19 protein-coding genes are annotated in these 18859 nt (G+C 65.6%); 16 read left to right on the top strand and 3 right to left on the bottom strand.

Translation table 11 applies throughout. The annotated features are described in order from the left end of the window. Positions 1 to 11 precede the first annotated feature (11 nt). Both AB7F10_RS18660 and AB7F10_RS18655 read left to right on the top strand, forming a co-directional pair. Positions 12 to 458, top strand: a complete 447-nt coding sequence (locus AB7F10_RS18660) for a DUF983 domain-containing protein (RefSeq protein WP_428564717.1) — start codon at positions 12 to 14, stop codon at positions 456 to 458. 289 nt (positions 459 to 747) lie between these two features. Then, complete coding sequence (locus AB7F10_RS18655) at positions 748 to 1134, top strand: COG4315 family predicted lipoprotein (RefSeq protein ID WP_428564714.1); 387 nt, start codon at positions 748 to 750, stop codon at positions 1132 to 1134. A 212-nt stretch (positions 1135 to 1346) separates the two neighbouring features. Here AB7F10_RS18655 and AB7F10_RS18650 read toward each other — a convergent pair whose 3' ends face one another. After that, the gene (locus AB7F10_RS18650) at positions 1347 to 2303 is read right to left on the bottom strand and encodes an NAD(P)-dependent oxidoreductase (RefSeq protein WP_428564711.1); all 957 of its coding nucleotides are present in this window, start codon (positions 2301 to 2303) and stop codon (positions 1347 to 1349) included. Between the two features lie 333 nt (positions 2304 to 2636). Here AB7F10_RS18650 and AB7F10_RS18645 point away from each other — a divergent pair, with 333 nt between their 5' ends. The 6 genes from AB7F10_RS18645 (at position 2637) to AB7F10_RS18620 (ending at position 8551) form a co-directional block, all read left to right on the top strand. Continuing rightward, the gene (locus AB7F10_RS18645) at positions 2637 to 3470 is read left to right on the top strand and encodes an ABC transporter permease (protein ID WP_428564709.1); all 834 of its coding nucleotides are present in this window, start codon (positions 2637 to 2639) and stop codon (positions 3468 to 3470) included. Then, complete coding sequence (locus AB7F10_RS18640; RefSeq protein WP_428564706.1) at positions 3467 to 4279, top strand: ABC transporter permease; 813 nt, start codon at positions 3467 to 3469, stop codon at positions 4277 to 4279. The genes AB7F10_RS18645 and AB7F10_RS18640 overlap by 4 nt, the downstream gene beginning before the upstream one ends. Positions 4280 to 4295: 16 nt before the next feature. Beyond that, positions 4296 to 5081, top strand: a complete 786-nt coding sequence (locus AB7F10_RS18635; RefSeq protein WP_428564703.1) for an ABC transporter ATP-binding protein — start codon at positions 4296 to 4298, stop codon at positions 5079 to 5081. 27 nt (positions 5082 to 5108) lie between these two features. Next, entirely contained in the window at positions 5109 to 6131 is a 1023-nt protein-coding gene (locus AB7F10_RS18630; RefSeq protein WP_428564700.1) for an ABC transporter substrate-binding protein, read from the top strand. A 97-nt stretch (positions 6132 to 6228) separates the two neighbouring features. Continuing rightward, the gene (locus AB7F10_RS18625) at positions 6229 to 7452 is read left to right on the top strand and encodes an LVIVD repeat-containing protein (RefSeq protein ID WP_428564697.1); all 1224 of its coding nucleotides are present in this window, start codon (positions 6229 to 6231) and stop codon (positions 7450 to 7452) included. A 118-nt stretch (positions 7453 to 7570) separates the two neighbouring features. Beyond that, a complete protein-coding gene (locus tag AB7F10_RS18620; RefSeq protein WP_428564694.1) occupies positions 7571 to 8551 on the top strand; it encodes a CobW family GTP-binding protein in 981 nt (326 codons plus the stop codon). A gap of 42 nt (positions 8552 to 8593) precedes the next feature. Here the strand turns inward: AB7F10_RS18620 and AB7F10_RS18615 are convergent, their stop codons facing one another. Then, a complete protein-coding gene (locus tag AB7F10_RS18615; protein WP_428564691.1) occupies positions 8594 to 9499 on the bottom strand; it encodes a methylenetetrahydrofolate reductase in 906 nt (301 codons plus the stop codon). Between the two features lie 161 nt (positions 9500 to 9660). On the opposite strand from AB7F10_RS18615, the gene AB7F10_RS18610 reads away from it, so the two are divergent. From AB7F10_RS18610 to AB7F10_RS18580, 7 genes are all read left to right on the top strand, one after another. Then, positions 9661 to 10479: a CoA transferase subunit A gene (locus AB7F10_RS18610; protein WP_428564688.1), complete on the top strand. Its 819-nt coding sequence runs from the start codon at positions 9661 to 9663 to the stop codon at positions 10477 to 10479. A gap of 89 nt (positions 10480 to 10568) precedes the next feature. Continuing rightward, a complete protein-coding gene (locus AB7F10_RS18605; RefSeq protein ID WP_428564685.1) occupies positions 10569 to 11315 on the top strand; it encodes a CoA-transferase in 747 nt (248 codons plus the stop codon). A 57-nt stretch (positions 11316 to 11372) separates the two neighbouring features. After that, positions 11373 to 11801: an ArsR/SmtB family transcription factor gene (locus AB7F10_RS18600; protein ID WP_428564682.1), complete on the top strand. Its 429-nt coding sequence runs from the start codon at positions 11373 to 11375 to the stop codon at positions 11799 to 11801. Beyond that, a complete protein-coding gene (locus AB7F10_RS18595) occupies positions 11699 to 12142 on the top strand; it encodes an SRPBCC family protein (protein ID WP_428564679.1) in 444 nt (147 codons plus the stop codon). The genes AB7F10_RS18600 and AB7F10_RS18595 overlap by 103 nt, the downstream gene beginning before the upstream one ends. A 25-nt stretch (positions 12143 to 12167) precedes the next feature. Continuing rightward, complete coding sequence (locus tag AB7F10_RS18590; RefSeq protein ID WP_428564676.1) at positions 12168 to 12872, top strand: DUF899 domain-containing protein; 705 nt, start codon at positions 12168 to 12170, stop codon at positions 12870 to 12872. 215 nt (positions 12873 to 13087) lie between these two features. Continuing rightward, entirely contained in the window at positions 13088 to 14179 is a 1092-nt protein-coding gene (locus tag AB7F10_RS18585) for a Gfo/Idh/MocA family protein (protein ID WP_428564673.1), read from the top strand. 23 nt (positions 14180 to 14202) lie between these two features. Beyond that, a complete protein-coding gene (locus tag AB7F10_RS18580; RefSeq protein ID WP_428564670.1) occupies positions 14203 to 15108 on the top strand; it encodes an alpha/beta hydrolase in 906 nt (301 codons plus the stop codon). On the opposite strand, the gene AB7F10_RS18575 is transcribed toward AB7F10_RS18580, so the two are convergent. Beyond that, on the bottom strand, positions 15105 to 16187 hold the full coding sequence (locus tag AB7F10_RS18575) for an Ldh family oxidoreductase (RefSeq protein WP_428564667.1): 1083 nt from the start codon (positions 16185 to 16187) through the stop codon (positions 15105 to 15107). The genes AB7F10_RS18580 and AB7F10_RS18575 overlap by 4 nt on opposite strands. A 199-nt stretch (positions 16188 to 16386) precedes the next feature. Between AB7F10_RS18575 and AB7F10_RS18570 the strand changes: the two genes are divergently transcribed. Further along, on the top strand, positions 16387 to 18726 hold the full coding sequence (locus tag AB7F10_RS18570; RefSeq protein ID WP_428564664.1) for a xanthine dehydrogenase family protein molybdopterin-binding subunit: 2340 nt from the start codon (positions 16387 to 16389) through the stop codon (positions 18724 to 18726). Positions 18727 to 18859: the final 133 nt, after the last annotated feature.

The following is an 18859-nucleotide window of genomic DNA, read 5'->3' as shown; positions in this document are numbered from 1 at the left end:
GGCAACCAACGATGACAGGCGGGCAATTCCGGATCACCACACCGGGCGGCTCCGGCGCGATGCCGAGCGGGCGGGCCATGATGAACGGGCTGCGCGGCAAGTGCCCGGCCTGCGGCCGCGGCGCGATGTTCCGCAAATTCCTCAAGGTCAACGACGCCTGCCCCGACTGCGGCGAGGAGCTTCACCATCACCGCGCCGACGACTTTCCCGCCTATCTCGACATCGCCATCGTCGGCCACATTCTGGTGCCGATCGTGCTCGCGGTCGAAACCGCGACGGTGTGGCCGTTCTGGGTGGCGATGACGCTGTGGCCGGCCGTCGCGCTCGGCATGACGCTCGCGCTGCTGCAGCCGATCAAGGGCGCGGTCGTCGGCATGCAATGGGCGCTCGGCATGCATGGCTTCGAGCAGGCCAAGGCAGCTCGCGCTTTGGCGCCCGTGCGTTCCGCGGTGCGCTGAGACAAGCGCTTTACGGCCTTTTTACTTGCCACGGACCGCCCCCGCCGATTGATTGAGACGGTACGATCCGTTGCGCGCGGCCCAAAGAGGCAGCGCAGGCGGCTAGAAATCCTCCACCTAAGCGACGGGCCGCGAAAGCGGCCCTCTTTTTTGGGCGGCGCAACACCGCGGGCGGCGCTTTATTCCGTGCCGCCGCGCAAATTAAGTCCGGCCCCATGCCGGAATACCGGTCCCGCCAAACGGTTTGCCTCCAGAGCGGTCCTGTCAGGCCGCCAAGAAGGAGAGCAGCATGCGTCAGATCGTTTTCATCACCGCACTCATCGCGGCCGTCGGCATGGCCGATGCCGCATTGGCGCAGATGGCGCCGACCAAGACTGGCGACAGCGCCAAGGGCAAGGTCCTCACCGACGGCAAGGGCATGACCCTCTATACGTTCGACAAGGACGCCGGCGGCAAATCCGCCTGCAACGGTCCCTGCGCGACCAACTGGCCGCCGCTGATGGCCGCGGCCGACGCCAAGGCGTCCGGCGGCTACACCGTCGTCACCCGCGACGACGGCGGCAAGCAGTGGGCCTACAAGGGCAAGCCGCTGTACGGCTGGAAGAACGACAAGAAGCCGGGCGACATCACCGGCGACGGCTTCCTCAACGGCGCATGGCACATCGCGAAGCCGTAACCGGCTTCGCCCGGCATATCGCGAAGCCGTAACGGCGTCGTCGGTCCTCAAACGCAATCGCGCCCCGCTTTCGGCGGGGCGCGGCAGATATTTCTCTACGCTGTCATGCCCCGCGAAGGCGGGGCATCCAGTACACGCAAATATCCGAAATCGGACATTACCTCATCGGTTACTGGATCGCCCGCCTGCGCGGGCGATGACGGTGTGGTCGTCTACAGCCCCATGCCGACGTTCTTGTTTTCGGAAGCGAGCTTCATGCCGGACAGACCGGCGAAGGTCTCCATCATGCGGGCGAAGTCCTGCGCGAGGATTTCCTTGCTGTTGTCCTGCGACAGCGCCTTGCCGATATGCTGCTGAACCATCTCGCGGGTCGCCGCGGTGACCGGCATCGTGACGTCCCATTCGCGGCCGAGATCGAGACCCAGATCGAGATCCTTGCGCAGCAGCTCCGGCGTAAACGTGGTGGTCCAGTCGAGATTGACCAGCGCCGGCGTCTTGTAGGAGGTGAACATCGAGCCCATGACGCCGTTGTTCATGAAGGCCAGGAAGGCGTGACGCGGCACGCCCATCTTGTTGGCGAGCAGCGTGATCTCGACAAGGTTCGCGATGACGACACCGAGCATGACGTTGTGCGCGATCTTGCAGATGCGGGCGAGCTCGCCATCACCGACGTAAGACACGCCGCGCGGCGCGAACACCTCGATGATCGGCATCGCGAGCTTGGCGGAGGCCTCGGGACCGGACACGACGGAGGACAGCTTGCCCGCCTTGATGACGTGGCCGTTGCCGGACACCGGCGCGCAGACGAAATCGACGCCGTGCTCCTTCAGCCGGGCGCGGATGCGCTCCGAATCCTCGACCGAGATCGACGAGCAATCGACGAAGGTCTTCGGCAGCTTGCCTTTGGCGTTGGTGACGACGCCGTCCTTGCCGAAATAGACCTCCTCGAGGTCTTTGCCCTCCGAGACGATGGCGAACAGGATGTCGACCCCGGCGAGATCGGCGAGCTTGTCGACAACCTTCCCGCCGAGCTTGGCGAGCGGCTCGGCCTTGGACTTGGTCCGGTTCCAGATCGAGACGTTGTGGTTCGCCTTCACCAGCCGTTCGACCATCTGGTAGCCCATGCGGCCGACGCCAATCCAGCCGATCGACTGCGTGTTATTCGCCATAACCAACTCCCTGCTTCATGGACGCGATATTGTGTCGCAACATTTCGTTGCACCTATCGCGTCATCCAAGTGACCGATCGCCCGATCTCCTAGCACAGCGCACCGCCCCTGCAATGCCCGGCGAGGGCGGGACGCCAATACCGTTCCGGCAGAGCAGCCCACGCCGGGCAACGGCGCGGCGCTCCGGTTCCGCCGAACGGCGGCCATGTTTTGAAAGGGCGAAAGCCAAACAATACAAATGCTTGTCGTCGCAGGCCAAGGCGCTATCCTCCCTGCAAGGCGTCCGGCGAGACCCGCGCGACAACAAAAAAATAACGGGAGGTTATTTCGGCTATGCAGGACGCCGCCGCGATCTCTGCCGTCTCCGCCGCATCGCGCGGCGCCTCGAACCGCACCGCCGAACGGCTGCGGATCGTCGCGCGTAACGTCTTTCCGTTTCTCGTGGTCGGCGCGATCTGGGAAGCGGTGGCCTGGGCCGGCGTCTTTCCGCTGCGGCTGTTCCCGCCGATCGAGACCGTCGCACAAACCTTCGTCGAGTTGACGCTGAACGGCATCCTGCCGATGCACGCACTGGAAACCGTGGTGCGCCTACTGGCCGGCTTTGCGATCGCAGCGGTCGGCGGCATCGCCATCGGCATCGCAATGGGCCGCTCGAAGCGCGCGGAAGATATTTTCCTGCCGCTCGTGAGCATCTTCGCGCCGATCCCCGGCCTCGCCTACGCCCCGCTGTTCCTGTTGTGGTTCGGCCTCGGCAATGTCTCGGCCGTCCTGCTGGTCGGCTTCGTGTCGATGTTCGCGGTCATCTTCAATACCTGGACCGGCGTGAAGGCGGTGAAGCAGATCTGGGTGCGTTCGGCGCAGGCGATGGGGGCCGACAACAAGCGCCTGTTCCGCCACGTCATCCTGCCGGGCGCGCTGCCCTATATTCTCACCGGACTGCGGCTCGGCCTCGCGCAGGCCTGGCGCATTCTGGTCGCCGTCGAGATGCTCGCCGCCGTGCCGCAGGGCCTCGGTTGGATGATTTTCGGCGCGCGCGAATTCCTCAACACCGACGTGATGCTGGCCGGCATCGCGGTGATCGCCATCATCGGCCTCATTCTGGAGAAGTTCGTGTTCCAGAAGCTGGAGGACTACACCGTGGTCCGCTGGGGGATGATGGCGCTATGACGATGCCCGCCACCAAGCTTGCCGAAGCGACCGCCCGCCGCGACTCCATCATTCGCGCCACCGTGACGCTCCTCGTCACCGCCGCGCTCTACGAGGCCGCGGCGCGCAGCGGATATTTCGCGCCCGCTCTGCTGCCGACGCTGGAGCGGATCGGCAGCGCGCTGTGGATCGCGATCTCCGACGGCACCATGATCCGGCACGCCGCCTACACGCTCTACCGCGTGCTGTTCGGCTTCGGCCTCGCCATCGTCGTCAGCCTGCCGCTCGGCATCATGATGGCGCGGTTCCAGCCGGTCGAGAATTTCTTCATGCCGCTGATCAGCGCGCTGATGCCGATCCCCTCCTTCGCGCTGGTGCCGCTGTTCATGCTGTGGTTCGGCATCGGCAACACGACGACGATCCTGATCGTGCTCTATGCCGCAACCTTCCCGATGCTGTTCAACACATGGTCGGGCGTGCGCGCGGTCAATCCGATCTGGCTGCGCGCGGCCGGCGCGATGGGCGCCAACGAGCAGCGGCTGTTCTGGAAGGTCATCATTCCCGGCGCCTCGCCTTTCATCATCACCGGCGCGCGGCAGGCCTTCCTGCGCGCGTGGATCGCGGTGGTCGGCGCGGAGATGATCGCGGCCTCCGACTGGGGGCTCGGCTGGGTGATCTTCGACGCCAAGGAGTTCCTCAACACCGACGTGATGATGGCGTCGCTGGTCGTCATCGGCGCGCTCGGCTTCGTGTTCGAACGGCTGGTGTTCGGAACGCTGGAGCGTGCAACTGTGCTGCGCTGGGGCATGATGCACTCGGCTAAATCATAAGAAGGGTTACGGGTCGATGGTGCCGATCGAAGTCAACGACGTTTCGCTGGTCTACGACACCCCCGCCGGCACCGTGCCGGGGGTCAAGGACGTCAGTTTCACCATCGATGCCTCGCAATTCATCTGCATCGTCGGCCCGTCCGGCTGCGGGAAGTCGACGCTGCTGAACTGCATCGCCGGCTTTCTGAACCCGGCCGCCGGCGAGATTCGCATCGACGGCAAGAAGGTCGACGGCCACGGCATGGACCGCGGCGTGGTGTTCCAGGATTTCGCGCAGCTTTTCCCCTGGCGCACCGCGCTCGGCAACGTCTCGTTCGGCCTCGAAATGAAGGGCGTCGACAGGGACGAGCGCGACAAGGTCGCGCGCGAGCAGCTACGGCTGGTGAAGCTGGAAAAATTCGTCGACGCCTATCCGCACCATCTGTCCGGCGGCATGCAGCAGCGCGTCGCGATCGCCCGCGCGCTGGCCTACAACCCCTCCGTGTTGCTGATGGACGAGCCGTTCGCCGCGCTCGACGCGCTGACCCGCGACGACATGCAGCGCCTGCTGGCGGATGTGTGGCGCGAGACGCGCAAGACGGTTGTCTATGTCACCCACAACGTCGCGGAGGCGGTCTACCTCGCCGACCGCGTGCTGGTCATGACCCCGCATCCCGGCACGCTGAAGCTCGACATGCCGATCGCGCTGCCGCGGCCGCGCGACCCGTTGAGCGTCGAATTCCTCGAATACCAAAAAGAGCTGCTGGGCCACCTCGGCCACAACGCAGCCGACCAGAAAACAAACGGCAATGCGCACTCGTGAGCGCCGACACCTAAGGGAGGATAAGCGATGAACGACAAGCGAACTGGCAAAGGGACTGGCAAAGGCACCGGATTGACCCGCCGGCATTATCTGGCGGCAAGCGGCGCCGGCATACTCGCGGCGGGAATGGGCATCATCCGTCCGGCGTCCGCCGCGACGACGGTGCGGCAGGGCTACCAGACCAATATGTGGGGCATGCCCACCTATTACCTGATGCGCTCCGGGCTCCTGGAAAAGCACGGCCTCAAGGTCGAGGAATTCGGCGTGCCGTCCGGCAATCTCACCATGCAGCAGATGGTCGCCCGCCAGGTCGACCTCGGCACCTATGCCGGCCCCTCCTTCTGCATCGGCCACAACAAGGGCGGCCTCGTCGCCATCGCGGTGATCGAGAATGTCGGCAAGACCGCGGCGGTGATCGTGCGTAAGGACCTCGGCATCACCAAGGCCGCGGATCTCAAGGGCAAGAAGATCGCCAACCAGACCGGCTCCTCGATCGGCAACATCTTCGTCGACCAGTTCGGGCCGAAGAACGGTCTCAACAAGGGCGACTATCAGGAAGTCCGCATGAACGTGAACGACATGGTCGCCGCGCTCGCCGCCAAGACCGTGGACGCGATGGTTAACATCGAGCCCTATAACGCGATCGCCGTCGCCGACGGGCTCGGCGTCGAGGTCGGCAACCTCGCGGAGTCCGATCCGGTGCCGGTCTTCATGGCGGCGACGCCCGACTTCGTGAAGGAGCACCCGGACGCCGTGGTCGCCTATCTCAAGGCGTGGATCGAAGTCACCAAGGACTTCAAGGAAAAGCCGAAGAAGGTCGCGGAGACGATCTATTCGTTCTTCAAGACCAAGGGCTACAAGATGTCCCAGGACACCTTCGAAACCGCGCTGTCGCGGATCGAGGTCAATCCTGGCTTCCCCGACAACATGGACGCTTACCTGAAGCCTCATGCCGAAGTGCTGCTGAAGGCCAAGAAGATTTCGGCGATCCCGGACTTCAAGGTGGCGCTGCGGCCGGAGTTCATGAAGAAGGCGCAAGCCGGATCCTGATGTGAAGATAAAAAGAGATGCCGGGGCCGCGCGGCCCCGGTGACCTTCCCCGAGGCCGGCCTGTCGCCGGCCTCAATTCCTGACCGTGGAGACTTTCATGACCGCCGCCAATGCCAATCCCGTGACCTGGAATTTCAAGCTGCTGGCGCAACACGACCTCGGCGGCTTCGGTGGCATGGGCGAAGGCATGGCGGTGCAGATCGCCAAGGACGGCCGGCGCATCCTGTGGCTCGCGCATGAGAGCGCGCCGAAGAACTTCACCGGCGTCGACGTCTCCGACCCGCGCAATCCGAAGGTCGTGGTGCAGACCGAGCTTCCGCAGAGCTACATGCGCTCGAATTCGCTGGAGATGACCGGCGACATCCTCGCCGTCGCCTACCAGACCCAGAAGACCGGCCAGCAGCCGGCCGGCATGGAACTGTTCGACTGCTCGGTGCCGGAAAAGCCGAAGTCGATCTCGTTCTTCGACTGCTCCGGCCCGCATTCGCGCGGCGTGCACCAGCTCTGGTTCTGCGACGGCGAATATGTCCACATGGCCTCCGGCAGCCCGGACTTCAAACCGTCACACCCACTCGACGACCAGTTCTACCGCTGCATCGACGTGCGCAATCCTTCAAAGCCCGTCGAGGTCGGCCGCTGGTGGATGCCCGGGACGAGCGCGACCGACAACGTACAGCCGCCGCCGCGCCACCCGCTCGACAAGGGCTATCGCGCACACAACACCAACGTCTATCCGCAGAAGCCGGACCGGCTTTACCTCTGCTACATCGACGGCGGCATGTTCGTGATGGACATCAAGGACAAGGCGAACCCGAAAGTCATTTCGCACTGGACCAACTCGCCGCCCTATACCGGCTTCATGCACACCGCGGTGCCGCTGTTCGACCGCGGCTTGATGCTGGTGACCGACGAGTCCACCGAAGACGGCGCGACCGACTGGCCGAAGCTGATCTGGGTGATCGACGCGCGCGACGAAAGCCATCTGGTGCCGATCTCGACTTGCCCGCTGCCGCCGGTCGATGCCTACAAGAATCGCGGCGGCCGGTTCGGCGCGCACAACATCCACGAGAACGCCGCGGTGCCGACCGCCTGGCAGTCCGACCAGATCGTGATCGGCACATTCTTCAACGGCGGCCTGCGCGCCTACGACATCGCCAACCCCTACCAGCCGAAGGAAATCGGCTCCTTCGTGCCGCCGGCGCCGAAGGGCACGCCGGTCGGCGCGGTGCAGCTCAACGACGTGTTCGTCGACGAGCGCGAGATCGTCTACACGGTCGACCGCCACACCGGCGGCGTCTACATCCTCGAGATGGATTTTTAAGCGCGGCCCCTCTCCCCGCCCGCGGGGAGAGGCTAAACTGCCCGGCATGAACCAGCTCTTTCCCTCGGCGCAGAGTGGCCCATTCGGCCGCCGGCAGCGGCGCGAGCGGGGGCCACGCATGCCGGTGACGGTGCTCACCGGCTTTCTCGGCGCGGGCAAGACCACGCTGCTGAAGCGTTTCCTCGAAACGCCGGAAGGCGCCGGCACCGCGCTGGTCGTCAACGAGTTCGGCGAGTCCGGCATCGACGACGCGCTACTGCGGTCGAGCGCCGACGAAACCGTGCTGCTCGGCAACGGGTGTCTCTGCTGCGTCACCCGCACCGACCTGCAGGTCACGCTGCGGCGGCTGGTGGCCGACCGCGCGCGCGGCGCGATCCCGGATTTCCACCGCATCGTGATAGAGACCTCAGGTCTCGCCGATCCCGGCCCCATTCTCCAGACCTTCGCGACCGACAAGGCGCTGGGCGAGGAATTCCACGTCGAGACGGTGGTGACGCTGGCTGACGCCGCGACCGGCGCGGACACGCTCGGCTGGTCGGCGGAAGCGCGCAAGCAGGCGATCCTCGCCGACACCATCGTCGTCACCAAGGGCGACATCGCCGGTGAGGCGAAGATCGCGGCGCTCACCGTGGCGCTCCGCGCGCTGAACCCGCGCGCCGGCGTTGTCGCGGCGGTGTCGGGCGCGCTCGATCCGCATTACCTGCTGGCCGCATCGGCGGGCGACCGCGCCGGCTTCGTCGCCGAGCAGGAGCACAGTGACGGCATCGCGAGCTTCACGCTCACCGCCGACGCGCCGCTTGCCTGGCCGGCCTTCGCGCGTACGATGGAAACGCTGGTGAGCTTGCGCGGGCCGGACCTGTTGCGCGTGAAGGGCTTTCTCGACGTCGAAGGCTGCACCGGGCCGGTGCTGGTGCAGTTCGTGCAGCATCTCGCGCATCCGCCGGTCGAGCTTGAACGCTGGCCGGACGGCGCGCGCGGCACCCGCGTGGTGTTCATCACCCGCAACATCGCGGAGAAACAGGTGCGCGACCTGTTCGCAGCGGTGAGCGCAATTACTCTGACCGCTCATTCCCGCGAAAGCGGGAATCCAGATCAGTAAAAATGGACCCCCGCTTCCGCGGGGGTGAGCGGAAGCGGAGCGCTACGCCGCCCTTTTCACCCGCTCGCGCGCGCCCTTCAAGACATCCGGCACCGCGGAGTCGTTGCCCGGCGCCATGATGTGCGCGCCGGACACACCGGGAATCTTCGACAGCGCCTCGATCAATTCGAGACAGGCAAGCTTGCCTTCCGCAATCGGATCGGCCGCCTGTTCCATGCGGTCGACCAGCGCATCCGGCACGATGGCGCCGAACAGCTTCTCCTTGATCCAGCGCGCCGACTTCGCCGAGCGCAACGGGATCACGCCGATGATGAGATGAAGCTGCTTGTCGACGCCGAATTTGGCGAGGCGCTCGCAATAGCGCTGCACCACGCCGGGATCGAGACAGAACTGCGTCTGCACGAATTGCGCACCGGCGCCGATCTTGGCTTTCAGCCCTTTCGGCTCCCAGTCCGCCGGCGGGTCGATCGGATTGTCGGCGCCGCCGAGAAAGAACTGCGCCTTGCCGGTGACCTTCTTGCCGGTTGGCAGTTCGCCGGTGTCGCGCAGGCGGCGCGCGGTGTCGAGCAATTGGCGCGGATCGAGATCGAACACCGGCTTCGCATCCGGCTGGTCGCCCGCGCTCGGATCGTCGCCGCGCAGGATCAGCATGTTGCGCACGCCGACCGCGGCGGCGCTCATCAGATCGCCTTGCAGACCGATGCGGTTGCGGTCGCGGCAGGTGAACTGGAGGATCGGCTCGATGTCTTTGCCGATCAGCAACGTCGCCGCGGTGAGCGCGCCGATCGCGGCGCGGGCGCCGGCGCTGTCGGTGACATTGACGCCGTCGGCGAGCCCCTTGAGCGGCAGCGCCTTGTTGTAAAGCTCGTCGGCGGAACACGACACCGGCGGGGTGACCTCCGCGGTGAGGACGAACTTTCCGGCTTTCAGCTTCTCTTCAAGGGTCATGCCAACCTCTTCCGCGCCGTTGCATTGCCGCTGTCGGGCGGCAAAATTCCATCGTTGCCGTCAGGCAGCAAAAATCATTGGACCGTGCAAGCCCGATAGTGAGACAAAGACGAATATCCGTGCGTTATGGCGCGGATGCCGCTTCGCTCTCGAGGACGACTATGCCGCAGATCGCGGAGACAATCGACGACGCGCTTGCTCCCATCGGCGACGGCTGCCTGCTGGTGGTGCCGCGCGAGGTGTCCGGCGTGCCGATGGCGGCGACGCGGGCGCTCATTCGCCGCCATGTGAAAAAACTTCATCTGGTCGCGCTGCCCACCTCGAGTCTTCAGGCGGATCTGTTGATCGGCGCCGGCTGCGTCGACACGCTGGAAACCTCCGCCGTCAGCCTCGGCGAGTTCGGTCCCGCGCCGCGTTTCACGGCGGCCGTTACCGGCAACGCGATCCGCATGATGGACGCGACCTGCCCGGCGCTGCATGCCGCGTTGCAGGCCGCCGAGAAGGGCGTGCCGTTCATGCCGCTGCGCGGACTGATCGGCTCGGACATTCTGAAGTACCGGCCGGACTGGAAGGTGATCGACAGCCCCTATGGCAACGATGACCCGATCGTGCTGCTGCCCGCCATCCGGCCCGACGTCGCGCTGTTCCACGCGCCGATGGCCGACCGCAACGGCAATGTCTGGATCGGCCGCCAGCGCGAGCTTGCGACCATGGCGCATGCCGCGCAGAAGACGGTGGCGACGGTCGAACGGATCGTCGACGGCGACCTGCTCGCCGACCCGATGACGGCGGCGGGCACGTTGCCGGGCTTTTATATCGACGCCATCGCCGTCGCAGAAAAAGGCGCGTGGCCGCTGCCGCTGCCCGACCGCTACGCCGCCGACGGCGCGCATCTCGCCGAATACGCAAGGCTCGCCGCAACGGCGGAGGGCTTCAAGGATTACCTCGACAGGTATGTGTATGAGAAACGGGCGGCTTAACTTCTTATTCTGTCATGCCCGGCCCTGTGCCGGGCATCCACGTCTTCCTTGTTGGCGGCAAGACGTGGGTGGCCGGGACAAGCCCGGCCATGACTAATCCTGATTTCCGCGACGAGGAACTGCTGGCCGACGTGATCGCGCGGCTGATCGGCGACGTGCGTCATGTCGCGGTCGGCAACGCCTCGCCCATTCCGGCGACCGCCGCGCTGCTCGCGAAAATTCGCGGGAAAGGCCGGCCCTATGTTTCGCTGTTGCAGAGCCGCAAGCACAACTTCTTTACCGACGGCGCGCGCGAACTGTTCGACTGCGCGGGCCAGGGCCGCATCGATGTGTTCTTTCTGTCGGGCGGGCAAATCGACGGACAAGGCAACATCAACCTCGTCGAGATCGGCGAGCACGGCCGCCCCAAGGTGCGGTTCCCCGGCTCGTTCGGTTCCGGCTATCTCTATTACGTCGTGCCGAAGGTGATCCTGTTCCGCACCGAGCACTCGAAACGCACGCTGGTGCCCAAGGTCGATTTCATCAGCGCGCCGGGCGCGAGCGCGGACGGAGTGTTCCGTACCGGCGGGCCGATCGCGCTCGTGACCAACCGCTGCGTCTTCGACTTCGCGGGCGGCCGGTTCCGGCTTGCGAGCGTGCATCCCGGCCACACCGTCGCGGAAGTCGCCGAGCACACCGGTTTCGATTTTGACCGTCCGGGCGACGTACCGGAAACGACGGCGCCCTCGCCCGAGACGCTCGCGCTGATGCGCGGGCCGGTGGCGCGCGAGCTCGCGGAAGTCTATCCGCAGTTCGCGGCGCAGGTGTTCGGCGTCGGCACGCGCGCCACGGCCTGATTCCACGCAGAAAAGCCGGGCTTGACCGGACAAGCCCGCGCCTCTAAACTAAACCTAATGGTTAAGTATTCAGAAGCCCGGCTCGACCGTATTTTCTCGGCACTGTCGGACCGCACGCGGCGCGGCATGCTTTCCCGGCTGAGCGGAAAAGCGTTGTCGGTCAGCGAACTGGCCGCGCCGCTGAAAATGTCGCTGCCGGCGGCGATGAAGCACCTTGCGGTGCTCAGCGACGCCGGCCTGGTCAAACGCCACAAAACCGGGCGCATTGTGTCGTGCGCTCTGGATGCCGCGCCCATGCAGCAGGCCAATGAATGGCTGGAACGCTACCAGCGCTTCTGGTCGGCAAGTTTCGACAGGCTCGCTGCGCATTTGGAGAACGAATTATGGCCACCGCCGCCGCCATCAAACCGAGCCTCACCATCAAGCGCCGCTTCGCCGCGCCACCGGAGAAAGTCTACGCCGCGTGGACGCAAGCCGAGCACCTAGGGCGCTGGTTCGGCCCGGCCGGCTGCGAGCGCATCGAGTCGGAGATCGATCTGCGGGTCGGTGGGCGCTACAAGATCGCGATGATCATGCCGGACGACCGGCATGACGTGAGCGGTATCTACCAAGAGGTCATTCCAAACGAGAAGCTGGTTTTCACCTGGGCGTGGAAATCGACGCCGGAGCGCGAGTCGCTCGTCACCGTGACCTTCAAGAAGGACGACGGCGGCGGCACCATCATGACGCTGCTGCATGAAAAATTCTTCGACGAAGCCGCCCGCGACCGCCACAACAGCGGCTGGAGCGGCACCATGGAGAAACTCGAAGCCTATCTGTCGGCGTAATCAGGATTTGTCAGGAGTACGGAACATGGATCATCGCACCGGAACCCGCGAGGAATGGCTGACCGCGCGCAAGGCGCTGCTTGCCCGCGAAAAGGAACTGACCCACGCCCGCGACGAACTGGCCGCCGCGCGGCGCGCCCTGCCCTGGGTCAAGGTCGAGAAGAACTATGTGTTCGACAGCAAGGACGGCAAGGTGACGCTGGCCGATCTGTTCGAGCACCGCAGCCAGCTGATGATCTACCACTTCATGTACGGCCCGGACTGGGAGGCCGGCTGCCCCGGCTGCTCGTTCCTGTGCGACCATGTCGATGCCGCGCGGCAGCATTTCGAGCACAACGACCTGTCCTTCGCGGCGGTGGCGCGCACCTCGGTCGACAAGATCGAAGCCTACAAGAAGCGGATGGGTTGGACCTTCCGCTTCGTGTCGTCGCTCCATTCGGATTTCAACTACGACTTCCACGTTTCATTCCGGAAGGCCGATCTCGTAGCCGGGCCGGTGGACTACAACTTCCGTCCGCAGACCATCTCGATGGAAGACCTGCACGGCGAGAGCCTGTTCTACAAGGACAAGGACGGCGCGATCTATCACACCTATTCGTCCTACGAGCGCGCCGGCGAAGACCTCGCCGCCACCTACCGCTTCCTCGATCTCGCCCCGCTCGGCCGCAACGAAGGGCCGGACGGCAACATGGGGAAATGGATGCGCCGGCACGACGAATACGGGACATAAAATGTTCTGTCATGCCCGGCTTTATGCCGGGCATCCACGTCTTGGCAGTCGGCAAAAAAGGAAGACGTGGATGGCCGGGACAAGCCCGGCCATGACGATGAATACTTTCATCACGCTAAAACGAAGCCCCGTCGCATCGCGGTGGGGCTTCTGGCTTTCATCGCTTTGTTTTAGGGTCGCACCCAACAGAACGACGAAAAGACGAGGAATGCCCTGTGAAGACTGTTGAAGCCGCCTGCATCGGCGTCGGCTGGATCGGCGGCCTGCGCGCCGACACGCTGTCGCGTACCGCGCTGGTCGACAAGCTGCATCTCTGTGACATCCGCCCGGACCGGCTCGCCGAAGTGAAGGCGCTCTACAAGCCGCACACCGCGACGCTGAATTACCAGGACATTCTCGACAATCCGAACATCTCGGTCGTCTACATCTCGACCACGCCGGAGGCGAACCATTACCCGATCGCGCGCGACTGCCTCAAAGGCGGCAAGCATGTGATGCTGGAAAAGCCGATCGCGCTCGAATTGTGGGAAGCCGACGAACTTATTCAGCTGTCGAAGCGCAACAATCTGAAATTCACCATCGGCTATTCGCAGCGCTTCAACCCGAAGATCGCCTTCGCCAAGAAGAAGATCACCGACGGCACGCTCGGCAATGTCGTCTCGGTGCTGGTGTCGCGCCACCTGTCTCGCGCGCTCGGCAAGAAGATCGCGAGCCGCGTGCGGCTCTCCCCTGTCGTGATGGAATCGACCCACGACCTCGATTTCGTTTACTGGCTACTCGAACCCGCAAAGCCGGTGAAGGTCTATTCGCAGGGCGCCTATGGCTACATGAAGCCAGTCAACGGCTCGCACGATGTGATGTTCACCACCGTGACGATGGATAACGGCGTCGTCGTGATGATCGGCGGCGGCTGGAACCTGCCGCCGAGCTATCCGAACTATTGCGCGACGTGGATCGAGATTACCGGCACCGACGGCGCGTTCTTCATCGACGACACCCAGCGCGACAACTGGCTCAGCACCGAGAAGAGCGGCCAGGAATTCACCATGTCGACCATGCCGGGCGAATGGGTGGACCACACCTTTGCCGGCGGCATCGGGCCGGAGACGATCCATTTCCTCGAAGCCTGCATCAAGAACGGCCCCGTCATGGTGACGCCGGAAAGCGCGCGCCGCGTGATGGAGACCTACAGCGCGGCCGACCTGTCCGCCGATCGCGGCGAGCCGGTCGACCTGCCGCTGTCGAACGAGACGATTTCGGCAATCGCGGAGTTCAAGGAGAAGATCCGGGCCGGCACGCAGCCCTGAGCCGCAGCGCCGACGGAAATCCCATGTCCGATTCGTCACCTTCGCCCTCGCCCGCCAAGGGGCCGCCTGTCTGGCTCGACATGGACCAGGCCGCGCTCGACGCCGCCTACGACCAGACGGTCTATGCGCCGACGATGCAGCGAACGCTGCAACGTTATGCGAGCCGCAGCGAGGAGACCCGCGCACGGCTCGGCGCGCCCAGGCGCATCGCCTACGGGCCGAGCGCAATCGAGCGCTTCGACCTCTACCCGGCGAAGACCGCGACGGCGCCGATCTTCGTTTTCGCCCACGGCGGCGCATGGCTGCGCGGCGAGGCCAAAAACTACGGCTTTCCGGCGGAGATGTTCGTCGACGCCGGCGCGCACTACATCGCGCTCGACTTCATCACCATCACCGAAGCCAATGGCGACCTTGCGGCGATGGCGGCGCAAGTGCGTCGCGCGGTGGCGTGGATTTACCGCAACGCCGGCTCGTTCGGCGGCGACGCCGGCCGGCTCTATCTCGGCGGGCACTCCTCCGGCGCGCATCTTGCCGGGGTCACAATGGTGACGGACTGGCCTGCGGAATTCGGGCTTCCGGCCGACACCGTCAAGGGCGGCCTGCTGATGAGCGGCATGTACGACATGAAGCCGGTGCGGCTGTCGAAACGCAATTCCTACGTGACATTCACCGATGCGATGGAACACGCGATGAGCGCGCAGCGCCAGATCGACAGGCTCCATGCGCCGGTGACAATCAGCTACGGCACCCGCGAATCGCCGGAGTTCCAGCGCCAGAGCTGCGACTTCGCCGCCGCCGTCACAGCCGCCGGCAAGCCGGCGACGCTGATCGCGGCGGCGGACTTCGATCACTTCGAGATCTGCGAGACGCTCGGCAATCCCTATGGGCCGAACGGCCGCGCCGCGCTGACACTGATGAAACTGGTTTAACGCGCGCCGAGCGGCTTGATGCCAAGCTCGCCGGCAACCTTGTCGAGCTGCGCCACCAGTTCGCCGGTGAGCGGCAGACCGTCGCGCATGCGTTCCGCGCGGCGCCTGGCGCGCTGCTCGCCGGGCAGCCGCACGGCGTCGTGGCCCGGCAGCGGTTTCGACGCGCGCATATCGACCATCTGGCGGTCGACCTCCGCGGCGAAGGCATCGAACGGCTGAAACCGCGACACGTCGAGCGCGACGACAAACTGCCCGGTATTGGTGACGCGCGCCGGATGCGCGTTGAAGTCGATGACGTCGCGGCCGAACGGCGCGCGGTTGAGCGTGCCGCCCAGCAGGCCGAGCATCAGCGCAAGCCCCGCCCCCTTGTAGCCGCCGAGCGGCAGCAGCAGCCCGTCCATGCTTTTCGCCGGATCGGTGATCGGTGCGCCGGTCGTGGGGTCCACCATCCAGTCGCGCTCCAGGTCGCGGCCCTGCAGCCGGTGGTTCTTGATGGTGCCGTAGGAAACAACCGAGGTTGCGATGTCGAGCACCACCGGCGCTTCGTCGCCCGCAGGGATCGCGATGGCGAGCGGATTGGTGCCGAGCAGCGGCTCTGCGCCGCCGGCCACCGGCATGTGGTTGGCGCTGGCGACCGCGGAATACATGCCGATCATGTTCGCTTCGAGCGCCATCGCGGCATAAACGCCGGCGGCGCCGGCATGGTTCGACATGCGGATGCCAACCCAGGCGACACCGGCCTCGCGCGCCATCTCGATGGCCGTTTCCATCGCGCGCGAGACGACGAGATGGCCCATGCCGTTGTCGCCGTCGACCAGCGCGGTCGCCGCCGCGGTGCGGTTCACCTTGATGGCGGGCGTCCGGTTGATCGCACCGAGCTTGAGCCGGCCGACATATTGCGGCAGGCGGAACACGCCATGCGCGTCGGCGCCGGTGAGATCGGCCTCGACCATCAGCCGCGCGACTTTGGCGGCGTCGGCCGGCGGCAGGCCGCATGTCTTCATGGCGTCGGCAATCAGGCCGGTGACGGCATCGACCGGGATTCCTGACGAAATCTTTGCCGGCGTCTTCGCATCCATGTTTCACCCGCTCCGGGCGTTCCGCTGCCGCGGCCACCCATTTCGCCCTCAGAAAACGATTTTCTCGCACCGCCGGCCACGTCAAACGGTCTGCGGCGGCGGCGCAGTGTGCATCGCGCCGGGCCTGTTGGCGAGAGAGGCCCACGCGATACACTGCACGCCGCTTCGCAAGACCCCTGACGCAAGGTTCGGACACCGCATGACCTTCACCGTGACGCCCCGCCCCAAGACCGATCCCCGCCTCGAGGATGACGCGCTGGTGCGCGGCACCGGCCAGTTCGTCAACGATCCGAAGCTGCCGAACCAGGCCTACGCCGCCTTCGCGCGCTCGCCGCACGCGAGCGCCCGGATCGCCGCGGTCGACATCGCGGCGGCGAAGGCCGCGCCCGGCGTGATCGCCGTGCTGACGGGCGAGGACATGGCCGGCCTCGGCAGCTGCGGCACGCATCCGCCGCTGCCCGGCGGCAAGGGCGGCATGACGCTGATCCAGCCGTTCCGGCCGGTGCTCGCCGGCGAGCGCGTCGCCTTTGTCGGCGAGGCGGTCGCGATGGTGGTCGCGGAGACGCTCGCGCAGGCGCAGGACGCCGCCGACATGGTGAGCGTCGATTACGAAGAGACGCCCGCCGTGGTCGATATCCGCGCGGCCAATCAGGCCGGCGCGCCGGTGGTGCACAAGGACGCGCCCGGCAACGTCGCCTTCGACTGGGCCGGCATGGTGCCGACCGACGACAACGAGCGCGAGGTCGACGCCGTCATCAAAAGCGCGGTACACGTCGCCAAGGTGACGGTGATCAACCAGCGCATGGTGGTTGCCTCGATGGAGCCGCGCGGCGCGACCGGCGAATACGACGCCAAAACCGAAAGCTTCACGCTGCACTGCTGCTCGCAAAGCGCCGGCACCATCCGCAACCAGACCGCGCCGATCCTCAACGTGCCGCCGGACAAGCTGCGGGTGACGACGCAGGATGTCGGCGGCGCCTTCGGCATGAAAACGCCGGTCTATCCGGAATATGTCGCGGTGCTGATCGCGGCGAAAAAGACCGGACGGCCGGTGCACTGGATGTCGACCCGCACCGAGGCGTTTCTCACCGACACGCAGGCACGCGACACCGTCACCGATGTCGAGCTTGCGCTCGACGACAAGGGCAAGTTCATCGCGCTGCGCATGCGCCATCTCGCAGCGCAAGGCGCCTATGTCACGCCGGCCGGCGTCGGCATCAACACCAACAACGTGGCGCGCTGCCTTCCGGCGATGTACCGCATCCCCAAGATCGTGTTCACCGCGCGCTGCATGTTCACCAACACCGCGCCGATCGGCCCCTATCGCGGCGCCGGACGCCCCGAGGCGAACTACGCGCTGGAGCGCGCGGTCGAGGAAGCCGCGCGCGTCACCGGCATCGATAAAGTGCGGTTGCGCCGGCAGAACCTCATTCCCCCCTCGGCGATGCCTTACAAAACCGCGGTCACCACCACCTACGACAGCGGCGACTTCCCGGCGGTCTTCAAGAAGGCGCTGGACCTGCACGACCATGCCGGCCTGAACAAACGCCGCCGCGATGCGGCGCGGCGCAAGAAATGGCTCGGCTTCGGCGTCTCGTGCATGCTGGAACATGCCGGCGCGCTGCCGACCGAAGCCGCGAAGCTCGTGTTCGACGATGACCGGCTCACGATGAACCTCAACGTGCAGTCGACCGGGCAGAGCCACGCCACCGTGTTCGGCCGCATGCTGGCACAGAAGCTCGGCATCGACGCAAAGCGGATCGCGCACCGCCACGGCGATTCCGCCCTGAACGTGCCGGGCTTCGCCTCGGTCGGCTCGCGCTCGGCGATGGCCGCCGGCAGCGCGATCTTCCAGGCCGCCGACACCGTGATCGCCAAGGGCAAGGTCGCCGCCGCCGCGCTGCTGGAAGCGGCGGAATCCGACATCCAGTATCGCAACGGCGAGTTTCAGGTGGTCGGCACCGACCGCAAGGTGTCGCTGTTCGAAACGGCGAAGCGCGCCAAGGAACTCGTCGCACGCGGCGTCCTGAAAGAACCGCTCGACACGCTGGAGAAACGCGACACGCCGCTCACCTTCCCGAACGGCGTTCATCTCGCGGAGGTCGAGATCGATCCCGAGACCGGCCGCCTCGCCATCGCGCGCTACACCGCGGTGGACGATTGCGGCAACATGCTCGACCCCATCGTGGTCGAGGGCCAGGTGCATGGCAGCCTGCTGCAGGGCTTCGGCCAGGCGCTGATGGAGAATGCGGTCTATGACGCGGACGGCGGACAGATGCTCACCGCCTCGTTCATGGACTACGCGATGCCGAAGGCGCACGACCTGCCGCTCGACTTCCGCGAGGCGGTGCATTCGGTGCCCGCGACCTCGAACCCGCTCGGCGTGAAAGGCACCGGCGAGGCCGGCACTACCGCCTCGATCGCCGCATTGATGAACGCGGTGTCGGACGCCATTCCGAACGGCGCTGCCCATCACATGGACATGCCGGCGACGCCGGCGAAGATCTGGGACGCCTGCCAGAAGGCGATGGCGAAGTAACACCATCTACTCAATGTCGTCCCCCGCGCAGGCGGGGGACCCAGTACACACCGATTGTCAGTGATTACTGGATCGCCCGGTCGCAAGTCGGGTGTACTCGACTTGCGCACTCAAAAGACCGACATCGGGTATA

The organism is Pseudolabrys sp., from assembly GCF_050250095.1.
GTDB lineage: Bacteria > Pseudomonadota > Alphaproteobacteria > Rhizobiales > Xanthobacteraceae > Pseudolabrys.
Note: the sequence above shows the minus strand (reverse complement) of the source record. Positions and strands in the feature narration are given on the sequence as shown.

Excerpts from the sequence above, each read along its gene's own strand:
- AB7F10_RS18650 (WP_428564711.1), bottom strand. The coding sequence starts at position 2,303 with ATGGCGAATAACACGCAGTCGATCGGCTGGATTGGCGTCGGCCGCATG.
- AB7F10_RS18630 (WP_428564700.1), top strand. The coding sequence starts at position 5,109 with ATGAACGACAAGCGAACTGGCAAAGGGACTGGCAAAGGCACCGGATTG.
- AB7F10_RS18575 (WP_428564667.1), bottom strand. The coding sequence starts at position 16,187 with ATGGATGCGAAGACGCCGGCAAAGATTTCGTCAGGAATCCCGGTCGAT.
- AB7F10_RS18660 (WP_428564717.1), top strand. The coding sequence starts at position 12 with ATGACAGGCGGGCAATTCCGGATCACCACACCGGGCGGCTCCGGCGCG.
- AB7F10_RS18605 (WP_428564685.1), top strand. The coding sequence starts at position 10,569 with ATGACTAATCCTGATTTCCGCGACGAGGAACTGCTGGCCGACGTGATC.
- AB7F10_RS18620 (WP_428564694.1), top strand. The coding sequence starts at position 7,571 with ATGCCGGTGACGGTGCTCACCGGCTTTCTCGGCGCGGGCAAGACCACG.
- AB7F10_RS18580 (WP_428564670.1), top strand. The coding sequence starts at position 14,203 with ATGTCCGATTCGTCACCTTCGCCCTCGCCCGCCAAGGGGCCGCCTGTC.
- AB7F10_RS18600 (WP_428564682.1), top strand. The coding sequence starts at position 11,373 with ATGGTTAAGTATTCAGAAGCCCGGCTCGACCGTATTTTCTCGGCACTG.
- AB7F10_RS18590 (WP_428564676.1), top strand. The coding sequence starts at position 12,168 with ATGGATCATCGCACCGGAACCCGCGAGGAATGGCTGACCGCGCGCAAG.
- AB7F10_RS18595 (WP_428564679.1), top strand. The coding sequence starts at position 11,699 with ATGGCCACCGCCGCCGCCATCAAACCGAGCCTCACCATCAAGCGCCGC.
- AB7F10_RS18615 (WP_428564691.1), bottom strand. The coding sequence starts at position 9,499 with ATGACCCTTGAAGAGAAGCTGAAAGCCGGAAAGTTCGTCCTCACCGCG.
- AB7F10_RS18625 (WP_428564697.1), top strand. The coding sequence starts at position 6,229 with ATGACCGCCGCCAATGCCAATCCCGTGACCTGGAATTTCAAGCTGCTG.
- AB7F10_RS18655 (WP_428564714.1), top strand. The coding sequence starts at position 748 with ATGCGTCAGATCGTTTTCATCACCGCACTCATCGCGGCCGTCGGCATG.
- AB7F10_RS18640 (WP_428564706.1), top strand. The coding sequence starts at position 3,467 with ATGACGATGCCCGCCACCAAGCTTGCCGAAGCGACCGCCCGCCGCGAC.
- AB7F10_RS18610 (WP_428564688.1), top strand. The coding sequence starts at position 9,661 with ATGCCGCAGATCGCGGAGACAATCGACGACGCGCTTGCTCCCATCGGC.
- AB7F10_RS18645 (WP_428564709.1), top strand. The coding sequence starts at position 2,637 with ATGCAGGACGCCGCCGCGATCTCTGCCGTCTCCGCCGCATCGCGCGGC.
- AB7F10_RS18570 (WP_428564664.1), top strand. The coding sequence starts at position 16,387 with ATGACCTTCACCGTGACGCCCCGCCCCAAGACCGATCCCCGCCTCGAG.
- AB7F10_RS18635 (WP_428564703.1), top strand. The coding sequence starts at position 4,296 with ATGGTGCCGATCGAAGTCAACGACGTTTCGCTGGTCTACGACACCCCC.